This is a genomic window from Nocardioides sp. B-3 (assembly GCF_024703895.1).
GTDB lineage: Bacteria > Actinomycetota > Actinomycetes > Propionibacteriales > Nocardioidaceae > Nocardioides.
In genome coordinates this window covers 4,229,632-4,246,338 of sequence record NZ_CP087968.1, presented here as the reverse complement: position 1 = coordinate 4,246,338, position 16,707 = coordinate 4,229,632, and the positions used below count along the sequence as shown (strand labels likewise).

The 16,707-nt window shown below is 70.0% G+C and carries 11 protein-coding genes and 11 pseudogenes; 21 read left to right on the top strand and 1 reads right to left on the bottom strand.

Annotated features, from left to right (window positions below; genetic code table 11):
• Positions 1-6: 6 nt before the first annotated feature.
• The 17 genes and pseudogenes from pdxT to LP418_RS34905 form a co-directional block, all read left to right on the top strand.
• Positions 7-351, top strand: a pseudogene (gene pdxT / locus LP418_RS34925) (pyridoxal 5'-phosphate synthase glutaminase subunit PdxT); the annotation flags it as partial.
• A gap of 189 nt (positions 352-540) precedes the next feature.
• Positions 541-1,318: pseudogene (locus LP418_RS28095) on the top strand (YebC/PmpR family DNA-binding transcriptional regulator).
• A 275-nt stretch (positions 1,319-1,593) separates the two neighbouring features.
• Positions 1,594-2,121, top strand: a pseudogene (gene ruvC, locus LP418_RS28090) (crossover junction endodeoxyribonuclease RuvC).
• Positions 2,118-2,704: pseudogene (gene ruvA / locus LP418_RS28085) on the top strand (Holliday junction branch migration protein RuvA). Before ruvC ends, ruvA begins: the two co-directional pseudogenes overlap by 4 nt.
• A 15-nt stretch (positions 2,705-2,719) precedes the next feature.
• Positions 2,720-3,124: pseudogene (locus tag LP418_RS28080) on the top strand (AAA family ATPase); the annotation flags it as partial.
• Positions 3,123-3,182 (top strand): annotated as a pseudogene (locus LP418_RS31850) (hypothetical protein); the annotation flags it as partial. The pseudogenes LP418_RS28080 and LP418_RS31850, both read left to right, overlap by 2 nt.
• A 166-nt stretch (positions 3,183-3,348) precedes the next feature.
• The gene (locus LP418_RS28075) at positions 3,349-3,900 is read left to right on the top strand and encodes a Holliday junction DNA helicase RuvB C-terminal domain-containing protein (RefSeq protein ID WP_257954521.1); all 552 of its coding nucleotides are present in this window, start codon (positions 3,349-3,351) and stop codon (positions 3,898-3,900) included.
• A gap of 4 nt (positions 3,901-3,904) precedes the next feature.
• Complete coding sequence (gene yajC, locus LP418_RS28070) at positions 3,905-4,213, top strand: preprotein translocase subunit YajC (RefSeq protein WP_257954520.1); 309 nt, start codon at positions 3,905-3,907, stop codon at positions 4,211-4,213.
• A gap of 219 nt (positions 4,214-4,432) precedes the next feature.
• On the top strand, positions 4,433-5,452 hold the full coding sequence (locus tag LP418_RS28065; RefSeq protein ID WP_257954519.1) for a preprotein translocase subunit SecD: 1,020 nt from the start codon (positions 4,433-4,435) through the stop codon (positions 5,450-5,452).
• A gap of 203 nt (positions 5,453-5,655) precedes the next feature.
• A complete protein-coding gene (locus LP418_RS28060) occupies positions 5,656-5,874 on the top strand; it encodes a hypothetical protein (RefSeq protein WP_257954518.1) in 219 nt (72 codons plus the stop codon).
• Positions 5,874-6,035: pseudogene (locus tag LP418_RS34920) on the top strand (protein translocase subunit SecF); the annotation flags it as partial. The gene LP418_RS28060 and the pseudogene LP418_RS34920, both read left to right, overlap by 1 nt.
• Positions 6,036-6,387: 352 nt before the next feature.
• Positions 6,388-6,447, top strand: a pseudogene (locus tag LP418_RS28050) (hypothetical protein); the annotation flags it as partial.
• A 40-nt stretch (positions 6,448-6,487) separates the two neighbouring features.
• A pseudogene (locus LP418_RS28045) lies at positions 6,488-6,745 on the top strand (protein translocase subunit SecF); the annotation flags it as partial.
• A 379-nt stretch (positions 6,746-7,124) separates the two neighbouring features.
• Positions 7,125-7,643, top strand: coding sequence for an adenine phosphoribosyltransferase (locus LP418_RS28040; RefSeq protein WP_442940341.1), 519 nt, complete (start codon positions 7,125-7,127; stop codon positions 7,641-7,643).
• A gap of 172 nt (positions 7,644-7,815) precedes the next feature.
• Positions 7,816-8,430, top strand: coding sequence for an HD domain-containing protein (locus tag LP418_RS34915; RefSeq protein WP_442940052.1), 615 nt, complete (start codon positions 7,816-7,818; stop codon positions 8,428-8,430).
• A complete protein-coding gene (locus LP418_RS34910; protein ID WP_442940051.1) occupies positions 8,427-9,695 on the top strand; it encodes a RelA/SpoT family protein in 1,269 nt (422 codons plus the stop codon). The genes LP418_RS34915 and LP418_RS34910 overlap by 4 nt, the downstream gene beginning before the upstream one ends.
• 48 nt (positions 9,696-9,743) lie before the next feature.
• Positions 9,744-9,968, top strand: a complete 225-nt coding sequence (locus LP418_RS34905) for an ACT domain-containing protein (protein ID WP_442940340.1) — start codon at positions 9,744-9,746, stop codon at positions 9,966-9,968.
• A 101-nt stretch (positions 9,969-10,069) separates the two neighbouring features.
• Here LP418_RS34905 and LP418_RS28030 read toward each other — a convergent pair whose 3' ends face one another.
• Positions 10,070-11,185, bottom strand: coding sequence for a DUF349 domain-containing protein (locus tag LP418_RS28030; RefSeq protein ID WP_336275850.1), 1,116 nt, complete (start codon positions 11,183-11,185; stop codon positions 10,070-10,072).
• Between the two features lie 201 nt (positions 11,186-11,386).
• Between LP418_RS28030 and LP418_RS28025 the strand changes: the two are divergent.
• From LP418_RS28025 to LP418_RS28010, 4 genes and pseudogenes are all read left to right on the top strand, one after another.
• Positions 11,387-11,938, top strand: a pseudogene (locus LP418_RS28025) (MBL fold metallo-hydrolase); the annotation flags it as partial.
• 161 nt (positions 11,939-12,099) lie between these two features.
• On the top strand, positions 12,100-13,437 hold the full coding sequence (gene hisS / locus LP418_RS28020; protein WP_257954515.1) for a histidine--tRNA ligase: 1,338 nt from the start codon (positions 12,100-12,102) through the stop codon (positions 13,435-13,437).
• 14 nt (positions 13,438-13,451) lie between these two features.
• A pseudogene (gene aspS, locus LP418_RS28015) lies at positions 13,452-15,231 on the top strand (aspartate--tRNA ligase).
• 200 nt (positions 15,232-15,431) lie between these two features.
• Positions 15,432-16,376 carry an ABC transporter permease gene (locus LP418_RS28010; RefSeq protein ID WP_257954514.1) on the top strand — a complete coding sequence of 315 codons (945 nt, stop codon included), beginning with the start codon at positions 15,432-15,434 and terminating at the stop codon, positions 16,374-16,376.
• The last annotated feature ends 331 nt before the right edge of the window (positions 16,377-16,707 follow it).

The window sequence follows — 16,707 nt, the reverse complement described above, 5'->3', positions numbered from 1 at the left end:
TCGGAGCTGGCCGCGGTCGATGGCCTGATCATTCCGGGCGGTGAGTCGACCACGATGATCAAGCTGGCCGGGATCTTTGAGCTCTACGAGCCGCTGCGGGCACGGATCCGTGACGGGCTGCCGACGTTCGGGACCTGCGCCGGGATGATCCTGCTGGCCGACCGGATCGAGGACGGCGCGCCCGGCCGAGAGACCCTCGGCGGGCTCGACGTCACCGTGCGGCGCAACGCCTTCGGCCGGCAGGTCGACAGCTTCGAGGGCGACGTCTCGCTGACCGGCCTCGAGGCCCCGGTGCACGGGATCTTCATCCGTGCGCCGTGGGTGGAGGAGGTTGGTGACGGCGTCGAGGTGCTGGCGCGCGTGCCGGCCGATCCCGAGCTGGGAGCGGCCGCCGGTAGGATCGTTGCCGTTCGCCGGGGGTTCGCTGATGGCGACCTCCTTCCATCCGGAGGTCGGCGGCGACGCGCGGGTCCACGAGCTGTTCGTCGACCCGGTGCGCCGGGCCCGCGCCGAACGTACCGACGAGACGAAGAGGGACTGATGTCTGGCCACTCCAAGTGGGCGACCACGAAGCACAAGAAGGCCGCGATCGACGCCAAGCGCGGCAAGCTGTTCGCGAAGCTGATCAAGAACATCGAGATCGCGGCGAAGATGGGTGGCCCCTGACCTCACGGGCAACCCCACGCTGTTCGACGCGGTGCAGAAGGCCAAGAAGCAGTCGGTCCCCAACAAGAACATCGACTCCGCGGTCAAGCGTGGCGGAGGCCTCGAGGGCACCGGGGTCAACTACGAGACGATCATGTACGAGGTCTACGGACCCGCCGGTGTCGCCTTCCTCGTGGAGTGCCTCACCGACAACAAGAACCGCGCCGCGATGGAGGTGCGCACCGCCGTCACCCGCAACGGCGGCACGCTCGCCGACCCCGGCTCGGTCTCGCGCCTCTTCACCCGCAAGGGCGTCATCGTGGTCCCGACCTCCCAAGAGGGCCGCGAGGTCACCGAGGACGACGTCCTCGAGGCGACCCTCGACGCCGGTGCCGAGGACGTCAGCGACCGGGCCGAGGCCTTCCGGGTCATCTCCGAGGCGACCGACATGGTCGCCGTGCGCACTGCGCTGCAGACCGCGGCGATCGACTACGACTCGGCCGACGTCGAGTTCGTGCCGAGCATGGAGATCCCCGTCGACAAGGACGCGGCCATCAAGGTGCTCAAGCTCGCCGACGCCCTCGAGGACCTCGACGACGTGCAGAACGTCTTCACCAACGTCGACATCCCCGCCGACGTGGCGGCGCAGCTCGACGAGGACGACGAGGACTGAGGCTCCGCGGGCGGCACGGCGTTGCATCGCCTCGAACCAGCGGTGAGTGGGCCACATTCCGCACCCTGAGAATGTGGGTTCGGCACCGCTCCCGCGCGAGTCGGCCGTGACACGCCAACCTGCGGTGAGCCAGCCACATTTTCCGAGCCGAAAGGTGGCTCACGCACCGCCACCGGGGCGCCAAAGGGCAACGGCTCGCGCGTGTCGTACGCCGCCGCGTCGGCGGCGCAGGTTAGCGTGGTGCCCGAACAGACGTTCGGACGGAAGGCTGACTCATGCGGGTGCTCGGGATCGATCCCGGCCTGACGCGTTGTGGCGTCGGCGTGGTCGAGGGCTCCGTGGGCCGACCGCTCACGCTGGTCGACGTCAACGTGATCCGCACCAGCCACACCGAGCCGATCGCGCACGCCCGGTGACCATCGAGCGCGGGCTGGACGCGTGGCTCGATGAGTTCCAGCCCGACGCGGTGGCCGTCGAGCGGGTCTTCGCCCGCTCCGACTCCAGCACCATCATGGGCACCGCCCGGGCCAGCGGCATCGCCCCGGTCGTCGCGGCGAGGCGCGGCCTGCCGATCGCGCTGCACACGCCGAGCGAGGTCAAGGCGGCCGTGTCCGGCAGCGGGCGCGCCAACAAGGCGCAGGTGGGGGCGATGGTGACGCGCATCCTGCGGCTCGACGCGCCGCCCAAGCCGGCCGACGCCGCCGATGCCCTCGCGCTGGCCATCACCCACATCTGGCGCGGTGGCGCGCAGGCCCCGGATCGAGGCGGCCGTGCTGGCCGCCGCCAACAGGAGCAGACCGTGATCGCATTCGTGCGCGGCGACGTCGCCGCGCTCACCCTGACCAGTGCCGTCCTCGACGTCGGCGGTGTCGGCCTCGAGCTGATGTGCACGCCCGGCACCCTCGCCACCCTGCGCGTCGGCTCGACGGCCAGCCTGCCCACCAGCATGGTGGTCCGGGAGGACTCGCTGACCGTCTTCGGCTTCCTCGACGAGGACGAGAAGCAGATCTTCGAGCTCGTCCAGACCGCCTCGGGTGTCGGCCCCAAGGTCGCCCGGGCCATGGTCGCGGTGCTCTCGCCCGACGACCTGCGCGCGGCGGTCGCGGGGGAGGACGTCAAGACGCTGACGCGGGTGCCCGGCATCGGTCAGAAGGGCGCGCAGCGGATCATCCTCGAGCTCAAGGACCGCATCGGCGCGCCCACCGGCGCCCGGCTCGCCGGACAGTCACCGACTCCCGGCGCGCCCCGGCGCGACCAGTGCACCGGGGCACGGTGGGCCTCGGCTGGTCGGCCAAGGAAGCAGAGCAGGCGGTCGACATCGTCGCGCCCGACGCCGGCGCCAGCCCGGACGTACCCTCCCTGCTCCGCGCCGCCCTCGCGCGCTGAGCAAGGCGTGACGACATGAACTGGGACGCCGACACCGACGACGAGCTGACCGAGGCCGAGGCCGCGCACTTCCGACGGCTGACCTCGGCGGAGGCCGATGCCGACGGCGACGAGCGCGCGGTCGAGGCGGCACTGCGTCCCCGCAGCCTCGACGAGGTCGTCGGGCAGGTGCGCGTGCGCGACCAGCTCGGACTCGTCCTCGAGGCGGCCCGACGACGGGGGAGAGCCCCCGACCACGTCCTGCTCTCCGGGCCGCCCGGACTGGGCAAGACCACCCTCGCCATGATCATCGCCGGCGAGATGTCCTCGCCGTTGCGCCTGACCAGCGGGCCCGCGATCACCCACGCGGGCGACCTCGCGGCGATCCTGTCCGGGCTCAACGAGAGCGACGTGCTCTTCGTCGACGAGATCCACCCGGATGTCACGTCCCGCCGAAGAGCTGCTCTACATGGCGATGGAGGACTTCCGGGTCGACGTCGTCATCGGCAAGGGGCCGGGCGCCACGGCCATCCCGCTGGAGATCCCGCCCTTCACCCCCGGTCGGCGCCACCACGCGGGCCGGCCTGCTGCCGGGTCCACTGCGCGACCGCTTCGGCTTCACCGCCCACCTCGAGTTCTACGAGCCGCACGAGCTCGACCAGATCGTGCACCGCTCCGCCGGCCTGCTCGGCGTCGAGCTGACCGACGAGGGGTCGGCCGAGATCGCCGGCCGCTCGCGCGGCACCCCGCGCATCGCCAACCGGCTGCTTCGCCGGGTGCGCGACTACGCGCAGGTCCGCGCCGACGGGGTGGTGACGCTGGAGGTGGCGAGGGCCGCCCTCGAGCTCTACGAGGTCGACGAGTCCGGGCTCGACCGGCTCGACCGCGGCGTGCTCGATGCCCTCTGCCGGCGCTTCGGCGGCGGCCCCGTCGGGGTCTCGACCCTCGCGGTCGCAGTCGGCGAGGAGCGCGAGACCGTCGAGGAGGTGGCCGAGCCGTTCCTCGTCCGCCTCGGCCTCCCCGGCGCGCACCCCGCGCGGCCGGATCGCCACCGCGGCCGCCCGGCACCACCTCGGCATGACGCCACCCGCGCCGCCGTCCGGGGTCGACTCCACGCTGTTCGACGACGCCTGACCCCGTACACTCCAGCGTTGGTCGCTCGGGCTCGTTCCCGCGCTCCCATGTCGACGTCAAGCCAACCGAAACTCTTGAGGTAATCCCGTGGGCGAGCTCGCCTCCTTCCTGCCCCCGGTGGCCATCGCGCTGCTCTTCTGGGTGATGGTGGTGCGTCCCGCATCCCGTCGCCAGAAGGCCATCGCCAAGCTCCGGGCGGACCTCCAGCCCGGGCAGCGCGTGATGCTGTCGTCCGGGATCTACGGCACCGTCAGGTCCCCGGCCGACGACCGGGCCGGGGTCGAGATCGCGCCCGGCACGGAGATCGAGGTCGCCCGCGCCGCGATCAGCGTCGTGGACAGCCCGGCGGATTCCACGGGGCCGACGGACCCGGTCGACGCACCCGACGAGGGCTGAGATGGCGCGCAGGCCCAATCCCGGCCGCACCCCCGGTCGTCTTCTTCCCGGTCACCGCCCTGACCTACGGGCTGGTGGCGCTCGCGGGCGTCTGGAAGCCCAAGCTCGGGCTCGACCTCCGGGGCGGCACCGGGATCACGCTGGTCGCCAAGGGCGACGTCTCCAGCGACAGCCCGGCCGAGGCGCGCGGCATCATCGAGGACCGCGTCAACGGCTCGGGTGTCGCCGAGGCGGGAGGTCTCCACCCGGGGCAACAAGTACATCGTCGTCGAGATCCCCGGCGAGAGCCGCCGCGACCTCGTCGAGACGGTCAAGCGCCGGGCCCAGCTCCGCTTCCGCGTGGTCGCGGCCGTCGCCAACGGCGTGGCCGGTGCCACCAACACCGTCCCGAGCACTGGCAACACCACCGTCCCGACCGCGCCGCCGACGAGCCGGGCGCCGGGTGGCAACACTGGTGGCAACAACAGGGCGCCGTACGCCCTGGGCCGACGAGAAGGACAAGAAGAACGCGACGAAGTCGCTCGACCCCGACCCCGTCGGAGTCGCCGGTCCCCCGAGGAGCCCGCGGGCGACGAGGACCCGCTGGTCTGGATGGACAACCCGGACGCCAAGTCCGTCGCCGCCTTCAACGAGTTCAGCTGCCCCGCGTCGGGCGAGCCGCCGACGGTCGAGGACGACCCCGACAAGCCGCTCATCACGTGCGACGAGCTCGGGCAGAAGATGCTGCTGTCGAAGACCCTGATCGAGGGCACCGACCTCAGTTCCGCCGACACCCTGCCGCCGAGCCAGCAGAGCGTCGAGTGGGGCGTCGACCTCAACTTCAACCGCGCCGGCACCGTCGAGTTCGCCCGCATCTCCCGGGCCCCGGTCAACACCCAGAAGCAGTTCGCCATCGTGCTCGACGGCCGGGTGATCTCGGCGCCGACGATGGAGGGGCTGATCAACGACGGCAACGCCCAGATCACCGGCCAGTTCACCGAGGCGGAGGCGCGCAGCCCGGCGACCAGCCTCAAGTACGGCGCACTGCCGATATCCTTCGAGAAGGACCCGCCGGTCGAGCTGGTCGGCCCGTCGCTCGCCGGCAACCAGCTCTCTGCTGGCATCCAGGCCGGTCTCGCCGGGCTGCTGCTGGTGATGCTCTACTGCCTCTTCTACTACCGCGGCTCCGGGTCTCGTCGTCATCGCGTCGCTGCTGACGGCGGCGGCGCTGACCTACTCCCTCGTGGTGCTCCTCAGTGAGCTCGCCGGGTTCACGCTGTCGTTGCCCGGCATCGCGGGACTGATCGTCGCCGTCGGCATCACCGCCGACTCGTTCATCGTCTTCTTCGAACGAATACGAGACGAGATGCGCGACGGCAAGTCGATGCGGATCGCGGTCGAGGCGGGCTGGGTGCGCGCGCAACACCTGCCCGGCGGCCGACTCCATCTCGCTGCTCGCGGCCGTGGTGCTCTACATCTTCGCGGCCGGCGTGGTGAAGGGCTTCGCGTTCGCGCTCGGCCTGTCCACGTTGATCGACCTCGCGGTCTTCTTCTGGTTCACCCACCCGATGGTGTCGTGGCTCGCGCGGTTCCCGTTCTTCAACCGCGGCCACGCGCTGTCCGGGCTCAGTGCCGACACGCTCGGCCCGGACTCCGTCTCGACCGCTGGAGGCAAGGCCTGATGGGCGCGTTCTCACGACTGGGCAACGACCTCTACGCCGGACGGCGCTCGATCGACTTCGTCGGGCGCAAGTGGGTCTGGTACGCCGTCTCGGCGGTCATCCTCGCGATGGCGGCCTTCGGCCCGGTGTCCAAGGGCCTCAACATGGGCATCGAGTTCACCGGCGGCGCCGAATACCGCGTGACCCTGCCGGTCGACAAGGTCACCCGGGACACCGCCGACGAGCTCCGGTCCGCGGTCGCGGGCACGGGGATCGAGAGCGCGGCCGCGCCCGTCGTCACGACCTCGGGCAGCGAGGCGATCATCGTCCAGACCGAGCCGGTCGACGACGACGAGAGCGCCGAGCTCGTCACCACGATCCTTGAGATGACGGGTGCATCGGAGGCCGACATCTCCCAGACGGAGATCGGCCCGAGCTGGGGCAAGGAGGTCGCCGAACGGTCCCTGATCGGCCCGGTCGTCTTCCCGGGTTCTCGTCGTCCTCTTCATCTGGGCCTACTTCCGCGAGTGGAAGATGTCCGTCGCGGCGCTGGTCGCGCTGGCCCACGACGTGCTCATCACGGTCGGCATCTACGCCCTCTCCGGCTTCGAGGTGTCGCCGGCCACGGTCACGGGTGTGCTCACGATCCCTGGGCTTCTCGCTCTACGACACCGTCGTGGTCTTCGACAAGGTGCGCGAGAACACCCACGAGCTCAAGAAGTCGCGCCTGTCGTACGCCGAAGCGGCCAACCTCGCCGTCAACCAGACGCTCGTGCGCTCGATCAACACCTCGATCGTGGCACTCATCCCGGTCGCCGCGATCCTCTACGTCGGCGTCGTGCAGCTCGGGTCGGGCTCGCTCAAGGACCTTGCCCTCGCCCTGTTCGTGGGCATGGCCGTCGGCGCCTACTCATCGATCTTCATCGCAACGCCGCTGCTCGTGCAGCTCAAGGCCAACGAGAAGGACGTCCACTACGACGAGCGCCGTGCGGCCGCCCGCCGCCGGGAGGCCGCGGCCGACCCCTACTCCCGTGTCTCCGCGGCCGACCGCAACGCCACCCCGCCGCCGGACCCGCGCCAGTGCGAGAAGACGGCACGGTGGCCACGCGGCCCGTCAAGGCGCCGCCGCGGCAGGCGGAAGCCGTCAACAAGGGCCGGGTCGCGCCCAAGGCCCACGGGCCGGTCCAGCCCAGTGGCTCGGCCGGTCGCGTCCAGCCCACGCGCAAGCCGCGGTCCAAGCGGGGCAAGAAGTGAACCCGGCGCAGGACGCCATGTCACGGCTGGTCCTCGACGTACCCGACTATCCGTTGCCCGGCGTGATGTTCAAGGACATCACGCCGCTGCTCGCCGACCACACCGGATTCACTGCCGTCATCGAGGCGCTGGCCGACGTGGCCCGAAGTGACGAAGGTGCGGTGCTCGTCGACAAGGTCGTCGGCATGGAGGCCCGCGGGTTCATCCTCGCCGCGCCCGTCGCGCTCGCCCTCGGCGTCGGCTTCGTGCCGGTCCGCAAGGCCGGCAAGCTGCCGCGCGCCACCCACGCCGTCTCCTACTCACTGGAGTACGGCGAAGCGACGCTCGAGGTCCACCGCGACGCGATCGCACCGGGCGAGCGCGTCCTGCTGATCGACGACGTGCTCGCCACCGGAGGGACCGTCGCGGCCACCGGGAAGCTGGTCGAGGCGTGCGGCGGGACGTGCGTGGGCGTCGCCGTCCTCATGGAGCTGAGCTTCCTCCCCGGCCGCGCCACCGTCGGCGACCTGCCGATCAGCGCGATCACGACCGTCTGACTTCATCCGTCTCACTAGACTGGCGCGATGGCCGAGGAGATCAGCACCCCTGTGACGCAGGAGCGTGCCTCCGAGGTGCCCGTTTCCGCCCGGAGCATGCGATCGCGGCTGGCGCGGATCGGTGCCAAGGCGCCGACCGGCAACCCGGTCCCTGGAGCCGTTGTTCCGTTCCGTGCGAGCCAACCACCCCAAGGCCGACCCGGCGCTGCTGGAGCGGGCCTACCCGGTCGCCGAGAAGATGCACGGCACCCAGATGCGCAAGAGCGGTGACCGTTACATCACCCACCCGCTCGCGGTGACCACGATCCTTGCCGACATCGGCATGACCGAGCCGACCCCGGTGGCGGCGCTGCTCCACGACACGGTGGAGGACACGCCGTACACCCTCGAGGAGCTCCGCAAGGACTTCGGTGACGAGGTCGCCATCCTCGTTGACGGCGTGACCAAGCTGGACAAGGTGCAGTACGGCGACTCGGCGCAGGCCGAGACGATCCGCAAGATGATCGTGGCGATGTCTCGCGACATCCGCGTCCTCGTCATCAAGCTGGCCGACCGCCTCCACAACATGCGCACGCTGCGCTACCTCAAGGCCGAGACGCAGGAGCGCAAGGCGCGCGAGACGCTCGACATCTACGCGCCGCTCGCGCACCGCCTCGGCATGAACACCCTCAAGTGGGAGCTCGAGGACCTCGCGTTCGCGACCCTGCACCCGAAGATGTACGACGAGATCGTCCGCCTCGTCGCCGACCGCGCGCCTGTCGCGCGACCAGTTCTCTGGCCGAGGTGATCGACGGCGTCGAGACCGACCTGCGCGAGGCGAAGATCAAGGCCAAGGTCACCGGCCGACCGAAGCACTACTACTCGATCTACCAGAAGATGATCGTCGGCGGCCGCGAGTTCTCCGACATCTACGACTCGGTCGGCATCCGGATCCTCGTCGACGAGGACCGCGACTGCTACTCCGTCCTCGGCGTGCTGCACTCGCGCTGGAACCCCGTGCTCGGGCGGTTCAAGGACTACGTCGCGATGCCGAAGTTCAACATGTACCAGTCGCTGCACACCACCGTCATCGGGCCGCAGGGCAAGCCGGTGGAGCTCCAGATCCGCACGTTCGCCATGCACCGTCGGGCGGAGTACGGCGTCGCGGCGCACTGGAAGTACAAGGAGGACACCAAGGCGGGGGTCGACACCGACCGCCGCGGTGACGTCGACGACATGTCGTGGCTCCAGCAGCTCCTCGACTGGCAGCAGGAGGTCGAGGACCCGGGCGAGTTCCCGGAGTCGCTGCGCTTCGAGATGAACCGGGCACAGGTCTACGTCTTCACCCCACGCGGTGACGTCGTCCCGCTCCCGGTCGACGCGACCCCGGTCGACTTCGCCTATGCCGTGCACACCGAGGTCGGCCACCACACCATCGGCGCCCGGGTCAACGGCCGCCTCGTGCCCCTCGAGTCGTCGCTCGACAACGGCGACGTCGTGGAGGTCTTCACCTCCAAGTCCGCCAACGCCGGCCCGTCGCGCGACTGGCTCAACTTCGTCAAGTCACCGCGAGCCCGCTCCAAGATCCGCCAGTGGTTCACCAAGGAGCGTCGCGAGGAGGCCATCGAGCGCGGCAAGGAGCAGATCGCCAAGCTGATGCGCAAGGAGGGCCTGCCCCTCAAGCGGCTGATGACGCACGAGTCGTTGATGCAGGCGGCGTCGCACTTCAACCACGCCGACGTCTCCGCGCTCTACGCCGCAGTGGGGGAGAACAACCTCAGCGCGCAGGCCGTCGTCCGCCGCGTCATCGACCTGCACGGCGGTGACGACGGCGCCGCCGAGGACCTCGCCGAGGGCGTCACCATCACCCGCCGCTCGCGGGCCACGGCCAGCAGCACCGACTCCGGCGTGATCATCAAGGGCGTCGACGACGTCTGGGTCAAGCTCGCCAAGTGCTGCACCCCGGTCCCGCCCGACCCGATCCCGGGCTTCGTCACCAAGGGCGGGGAGTGTCGGTCCACCGACGCAGCTGCACCAACGCTGCCAGCTCGGAGAACCAGCCCGAGCGGCTGATCGAGGTCGAGTGGGCGCCCAGCTCCCAGTCGACCTTCCTCGGTCAACATCCGTGTCGAGGCCCTCGACCGCGCGCGGCTGCTCTCCGACATCACGATCTCGCTCTCGGACGCCCACGTGAACATCCTCAGCGCCACCCTCTCGACGAGCCGCGACCGGGTCGCGAAGAGCCGCTTCACCTTCGAGATGGCCGACGCGTCCCACCTCGACAACGTGCTCCGCGCCGTGCGCAACGTCCCCGGCGTCTTCGACGCCTACCGCGTCACCAACTGACGAAGGCCAGCGCGGCGCCGTACGAACTCCTCCGTGGCGGTGAGTGAGCCACATTCCGGCGGCGCTCACGCACCGCTGGCAGGAGGGTGAAGCGAGCAGCCTCAGCTGAAGTCCTCGGCCGCCTTGCGCGCCATCTCGAGGAACGCCTGCTTGTTGGCGAGCGACTCCTCGAGCTGCTTGACCCGCTTGGCGTCTCCGGCGGCCGTCGCCTTGTCGAGCTTGGCCTGCTCGTCGGCGATGCCGGCCTCGAGCTTGGAGACGATGTCGTCGGCGCGGGCGGACTTCTCCGGGTCGCTGCGTTTCCACTGGTCGTCCTCGACGGAGCGGATGGCCTGCTCGACCTTGCGGATGCGGGCCTCGAGGTCCTTCATCCGGTCGCGCGGGACCTTGCCCGCGGCGTCCCAGCGGTCGGCGAGGTCGCGGAAGGTCTTCTTCGCGGCGTCGAGGTCGGTGACGGGCACCAGCTTCTCGGCCTCGACCGGGATCTCCTCCTTGACCACGGCATTGGCGGCGAACTCCCGGTCGAGCTCGGCGTTGGCCGCGTCGCGGGCGCCGAAGAAGGCGTCCTGCGCGCCGCGGAAGCGCTTCCACAGCTCGTCGTCGATGTCGCGCGGCGCCGGGCCAGCGGCCTTCCAGTCGCGCATCAGGTCGCGGTAGCGGCCGGCGGTCGGGCCCCACTCGGTGGAGGTGGACAGCGACTCGGCCTCGGCGGCGAGCCGCTCCTTGATGACCCGGGCGCCGTCACGCTTCTCGTGCTCCTCGGCGAAGTGCGCCTTGCGGCGCCGGGTGTACGTCGTGCGCGCACTGCTGAAGCGCTTCCACAGGACGTCGTCGGTGGTGCGGTCGAGCCGCGGCAGCACCTTCCACTGGTCGAGCAGGTCGCGCAGGCGGTTGGCGCCGTTGCGCCAGTCATTGCCCCGGGCGAGCTTCTCGGCCTCGGCGACGATCTTGTCCTTCTCGACCTTCGACTCGGCGGTGCGCTGCGCCTTCTCGACGCGCTTGGCCTCGCGCTGGATGGCGATCACCGGGGCCGTCGCATCGAGACGAGCGGCCAGTCCGGTGAGGTCGCCCACGGCGTTGGCCGTCGAGACCTGCTCCCGCAGCGCCTTCACGGTGGTGGTGGCTTCCTCCGGGCTGAGCTTGCCGGCAGCGATCCGCTGCTCGAGGAGGTGCACCTCGAAGGCGAGCGCGTCGAAGCGGTCTGTGTAGAACTTCAAGGCCTCCTCGGGCGACCCCTCGGGGGTACTGCCCCACGGTGCGTTCCCCGTCAGGGGTCTTGACATAGACGGTGCCGTCCTCGGCCACTCGGCCCCAGTCGGACTGCTTGTCGGCGCTCATGGTCGCCCATCGTAGTCACGAGCCCTCTCGGTAGGCTGACGCCCGTCCCGCCCCTGCCAACCGACTAGGACTTCCCACTCGTGTTCATTGCCGGCTTCCCCGCTGGACCCCGGGGCACCAACTGCTACGTCATCGCCACCGGGCCCGGCAGCGAGTGCGTCATCGTCGACCCCGGCAAGGACGCCGCCAGTGGTGTCGACGACGTCGTGCGCGAGCACAAGCTCAAGCCCGTCTCGGTGCTGGTCACCCACGGTCACGTCGACCACATGTGGTGTGTCGCGCCCGTCGCCGGCACCTACGACGCGACCGCCCGGATCCACCCCAGCGACCGTCACCTGCTCACGGACCCGATGGCGGGCATGAGTCGCGAGACCACGCAGATGCTGCTCGGCGGCAACTACGAGTGGGCCGAGCCCGACGACGTGCGTGAGCTCGCCGACCTGCAGGAGCTCGAGCTCGCGGGGCTGCGCTTCGTCGTCGACCACACGCCCGGACACACCGAGGGCTCGGTCACCTTCCGCACGCCGTACGCCGAACAGGACATCAGCGAGGTCATGTTCTCCGGCGACCTGCTGTTCGCGGGTTCGATCGGTCGCACGGACCTGCCCGGTGGCGACCACGCGACGATGCTGACGAGCCCGGCCGGCAAGGTGCTGCCGCTCGCCGACGACATCGTGGTGCTGCCCGGCCACGGCGAGCAGACCTCCATCGGTCGCGAGCGCGCGACCAACCCCCTATCTGCTCGACACGGTCGACCGCGGCGACGCGGGCCGCGTGACGCGAGGACTCTGACATGGCCAAGATCGCTCCGCTCAGCGGATTCCCCGAGCTGCTGCCCGAGCAGCGCGTCGTCGAGCGCGAGATCATCGCGTCGCTCTCGCGCACCTTCGAGCTGCACGGCTTCGCCAACATCGAGACCCGCGTGGTCGAGCCGATCGACCGGCTCGCCAAGGGCGGCGAGATCGACAAGGAGATCTACGTCCTCCAGCGCCTCGCAGCCGATGCGGACTCGAAGGCCGAGCTGGGCATGCACTTCGACCTCACCGTGCCGTTCCGCGCTACGTCCCCGGAGCACGCCGGCAAGCTCGAGTTCCCCTTCCGGCGCTTCCAGATCCAGCCCGCGTGGCGCGGCGAGCGCCCGCAGGAGGGCCGCTACCGCCAGTTCACGCAGGCCGACATCGACATCGTCGGGCGCGACACCCTCGGCTTCCACCACGACGTCGAGGTCGTGCGGGTCATGGTCGAGGCGCTGGGCGCGCTGCCGCTGCCGCCGCTGTCGTTCCGGGTCAACAACCGCAAGCTGATCCGGGGCTTCTACCGCGGCCTCGGCATCGCCGACGTCACGACCGCGATCAAGGTCATCGACAAGCTCGACAAGCTGCCCGCCGAGACGGTGGCCGCGCAGCTCGTCGAGCAGGCTGGCGCGACGCCCGAGCAGGCCGAGCAGTGCCTTCGCCTCGCCACGATCCGGGTCGCCGACACCTCCTTCGTCGAGAAGGTGCGCGCCCTCGGTGTCGAGGACGAGGTCCTCGACACCGGCCCGGAAGAGCTCGCGGCCGTGATCGCCGGCTGCGCGAGCGCCACCTCCGCGCGCGTCACCGTCGAGGCCAACCTCCGCATCGCCCGCGGCCTCGACTACTACACCGGCACGGTGCTGGAGGTCTTCATGGCCGGCTACGAGCGGCTCAAGTCCGTCGGTGGCGGCGGTCGCTACGACGCCCTCGCCAGCGACGGGAAGACGACCTACCCCGGCGTCGGTGTCTCCTTCGGCGTCTCGCGCACCCTCATCCCGCTCATCGCCGACGGCGTCCTCGACGGCAGCCGCAAGGTGCCGAGCGCCGTCCTCGTGGCCGTCACCGACGAAGCCGACCGCGACGCCAGTACGGCGGTCGCCACCGCCCTCCGCAAGAGCGGTGTGGCCTGCGAGCTCTCAGCCGACGCGGCCAAGTTCGGCAAGCAGATCCGCGCGGCCGAACGCCGCGGCATCCCGTTCGTCTGGTTCACCCGGGCCGACGGCAGCCACCGAGTCAAGGACATCCGTTCCGGTGAGCAGGTCGAGGCAGACCCCTCGACCCGGACGCCACCTGCAGCAGACCTGCGACCGCAGGTCATCAAGAAGGAGAACCAGTGATCCGCACCCCCCGTATGAGGACGCACAGTGCCGGCACCCTGCGCGCCGAGCACATAGGACAGACCGTCGTCCTCGCCGGATGGGTCGCGCGCCGCCGTGACCACGGTGGGGTCGCGTTCCTCGACCTGCGTGAGGCCAGCGGCGTGGTGCAGGTCGTGGTGCGCGACGAGTCGGTCGCGCACAGCCTGCGCAGCGAGTTCTGCCTCAAGGTCACCGGTGAGGTCGTCGAGCGCAAGCCCGGCAACGAGAACCCCAACCTGCCGACCGGCGCCATCGAGGTCGTGGCGACCGACGTCGAGGTGCTCTCGGCCAGTGCGCCGCTGCCCTTCCAGATCGACGACACCGCCAAGGGCGGGGACGTGGGGGAGGAGGCACGCCTCAAGCACCGCTACCTCGACCTGCGCCGCACCGGCCCCAACAACGCCCTGCGCCTGCGCAGCAAGGTCAACAAGGCCGCCCGCGACGTCCTCGACCGTCACGACTTCGTCGAGATCGAGACCCCGACACTGACCCGCAGCACGCCCGAGGGCGCGCGCGACTTCCTCGTCCCGGCGCGCCTGCAGCCCGGCAGCTGGTATGCCCTGCCCCAGAGCCCGCAGCTGTTCAAGCAGCTGCTGATGGTCGCCGGCATGGAGCGCTACTTCCAGATCCGCGCTGCTACCGCGACGAGGATTTCCGCGCCGACCGCCAGCCCGAGTTCACCCAGCTCGACATCGAGATGAGCTTCGTCGAGCAGGACGACGTCCCGGCCGTCGCCGAGGAGATCCCTGGTCGCCCTCTGGAAGCTGATCGGCTACGACATCCCCACCCCGCTGCCGCGGATGACGTACGCCGAGGCGATGGCCCGCTTCGGCAGCGACAAGCCAGACCTGCGGATGGGCCGGGGAGCTCGTCGAGTGCACCGACTACTTCAAGGACACCACCTTCCGGGTGTTCCCGGCCGACTACGTCGGCGCCGTGGTCATGCCCGGCGGCGCGAGCCAGCCGCGCAAGAAGCTCGACGCCCGGCAGGAGTGGGCCAAGCAGCGCGGGGCCAAGGGCCCGGCGTACGTCCCGGTCGGCGAGGACGGCGAGCTCGGGGGACCGGTCGCCAAGAACCTCAGCGACACCGAGAAGGCAGGCCCGGCCGCCCATGTTGGCGCCGTACCGGGCGACTGCATTTTCTTCGCCGCCGGACCGGTCAAGAGCAGCCGGGCCCTGCTCGGTGCCGCGCGCCTCGAGATCGGTCGCCGTGGTGAGCTGATCGACGAGAGCGCCCGGAACTTCCTGTGGGTCGTGGACGCGCCCCTGTTCGAGCCCGCTGGTGACGCCACCGCCGCCGGCGACGTCGCCGTCGGCAGCGGCGCCTGGACGGCCGTGCACCACGCGTTCACGTCGCCCAAGGACCTCGACAGCTTCGACTCCGACCCGGGCAACGCGCTGGCCCGGGCCTACGACATCGTCTGCAACGGCAACGAGATCGGCGGCGGCTCGATCCGGATCCACCGCGAGGACATCCAGAAGCGCGTCTTCGCGATGATGGGTCTCGACGAGGCCGAGGCACAGGAGAAGTTCGGCTTCCTGCTCGAGGCGTTCAAGTACGGCGCCCCGCCGCACGGCGGCATCGCGTTCGGCTGGGACCGGATCGTCGCGCTGCTCGCCGGCACCGACTCCATCCGCGACGTCATCGCGTTCCCCAAGTCCGGCGGCGGGTTCGACCCCTTGACAGCGGCGCCGGCGCCGATCTCCGCCGAACAGCGGAAGGAAGCCGGTGTCGATGCATCGGTGGCGGAGGATCTCCCGCAAGAGGGCTGAAGGGTCCCCAGATCTGCGGTCGCGGGGCGGACGGTCGTGTCCGGATCGTTACGCGTCGGTGATCGTCTGTGAGGTCCGCGTCACATAGAGTCCCGTTCGGCGCTGGCCCGGAACCCGGTCCGGAGCAGTCCACCGGGAGACACCTCCCGGTGCACCCCCGCACCACGGACCAGCAACCCCGGACCAGTTAAAGGGAGAGCATGTCGCAGTCGACTGCACCGGAGACCTTGGGCTCGTTGACGGACGAGACGCCCGTCGATCCCAACAGCAAGACGGCCAAGGAGATCACCGGCAAGTCACCCCTGCAGATCGCCTTCGGGCGCCTGCGGCGCGACAAGATCGCCGTGTCCTGCTTCATCCCGGTGATGTTCTTCATCCCGGTCGCGATCCCGGCCGACGTCATTGCCAAGATCTTCGGGGTCAGCCTCGACACGGTCACGGCTTGCGACGTGCTCGAGTGCAACTTCGCCTCGTCGGGTGTCGGCTATCCCAAGACCGGCCCGCCCTACCACGCCTTCGACTCCTCGCACCCGCTCGGCATCGCGCCGAAGAGTGGTGCCGACAACCCGGCGCACTGGATCTACGGTGCCCGCACCTCGCTGATCATCGCCGCGACCGCGACCTTGTTCGCCTCGGTGACCGGCATCGTCATCGGGCTCATCGCCGGTTTCCTCGGGGGCACCGTCGACAAGGTGCTCTCCTTCGTCATCGACTTCTTCATGACGATCCCGTTCCTGCTGGCGGCACTGATCATCGCGCCGATCATCATCGACCGGTTCGGCACCAGCGACAGCTACCAGACGATCCAGCTGCTCTCGCTGATCGGCGTGCTGTCGATGTTCGGCTGGATGACGGTGGCTCGCCTGATCCGTGGCGAGGTCATGTCGTTGCGCGAGCGCGAGTTCGTGCACGCGGCGCGGGTCCCGGGCATGCCGACCCGCCGGATCCTGTTCCGCGAGCTCCTGCCCAACCTGATGGCACCGATCGTCATCAGCATCTCGTTGATGCTGCCGGCATTCGTCGCCGCGGAAGCCGGTTTCGCGTTCCTCGGCATCGGAGTGACGGGCAGCGCGTCGTGGGGACAGACGATCTCCAAGGCCGTGCCCTACTGGAGCAACTACTCCCTCTACCTCTGGGCCCCCTGATCGGCGTGGTGGGCCTCGTGCTCTCGCTCAACCTGCTGGGCGACGCGGTGCGTGACGCGTTCGACCCCAAGACCCGCCGCTGAGGCGAGTCCCCCAGATGTCACCCCGGGCTACCGGGAGTGCGACCCAGAAAGAGAAAGGCTGGACAATGAGACGGACTAAGGCGATCGCTACGTTCGCTACCAGTGCTGTCCTCGTGAGCCTCGCCGCGTGTGGCGGCGGGTCTGATCCCGAAGAGGGCGGTAACAGTGGAGACGGTGGCTTCGACGAAGCTGCCGAGACCATCGCGAAGGACGCGGAGCGTCAGGCTCCCGCCGCGCCCATCGAAGGC

Bases quoted from the DNA above. Each gene is read 5' to 3' on its own strand.
- LP418_RS28040 (WP_442940341.1), top strand. From the start codon at position 7,125: ATGTCACGGCTGGTCCTCGACGTACCCGACTATCCGTTGCCCGGCGTG.
- hisS (WP_257954515.1), top strand. From the start codon at position 12,100: ATGGCCAAGATCGCTCCGCTCAGCGGATTCCCCGAGCTGCTGCCCGAG.
- LP418_RS28010 (WP_257954514.1), top strand. From the start codon at position 15,432: ATGTCGCAGTCGACTGCACCGGAGACCTTGGGCTCGTTGACGGACGAG.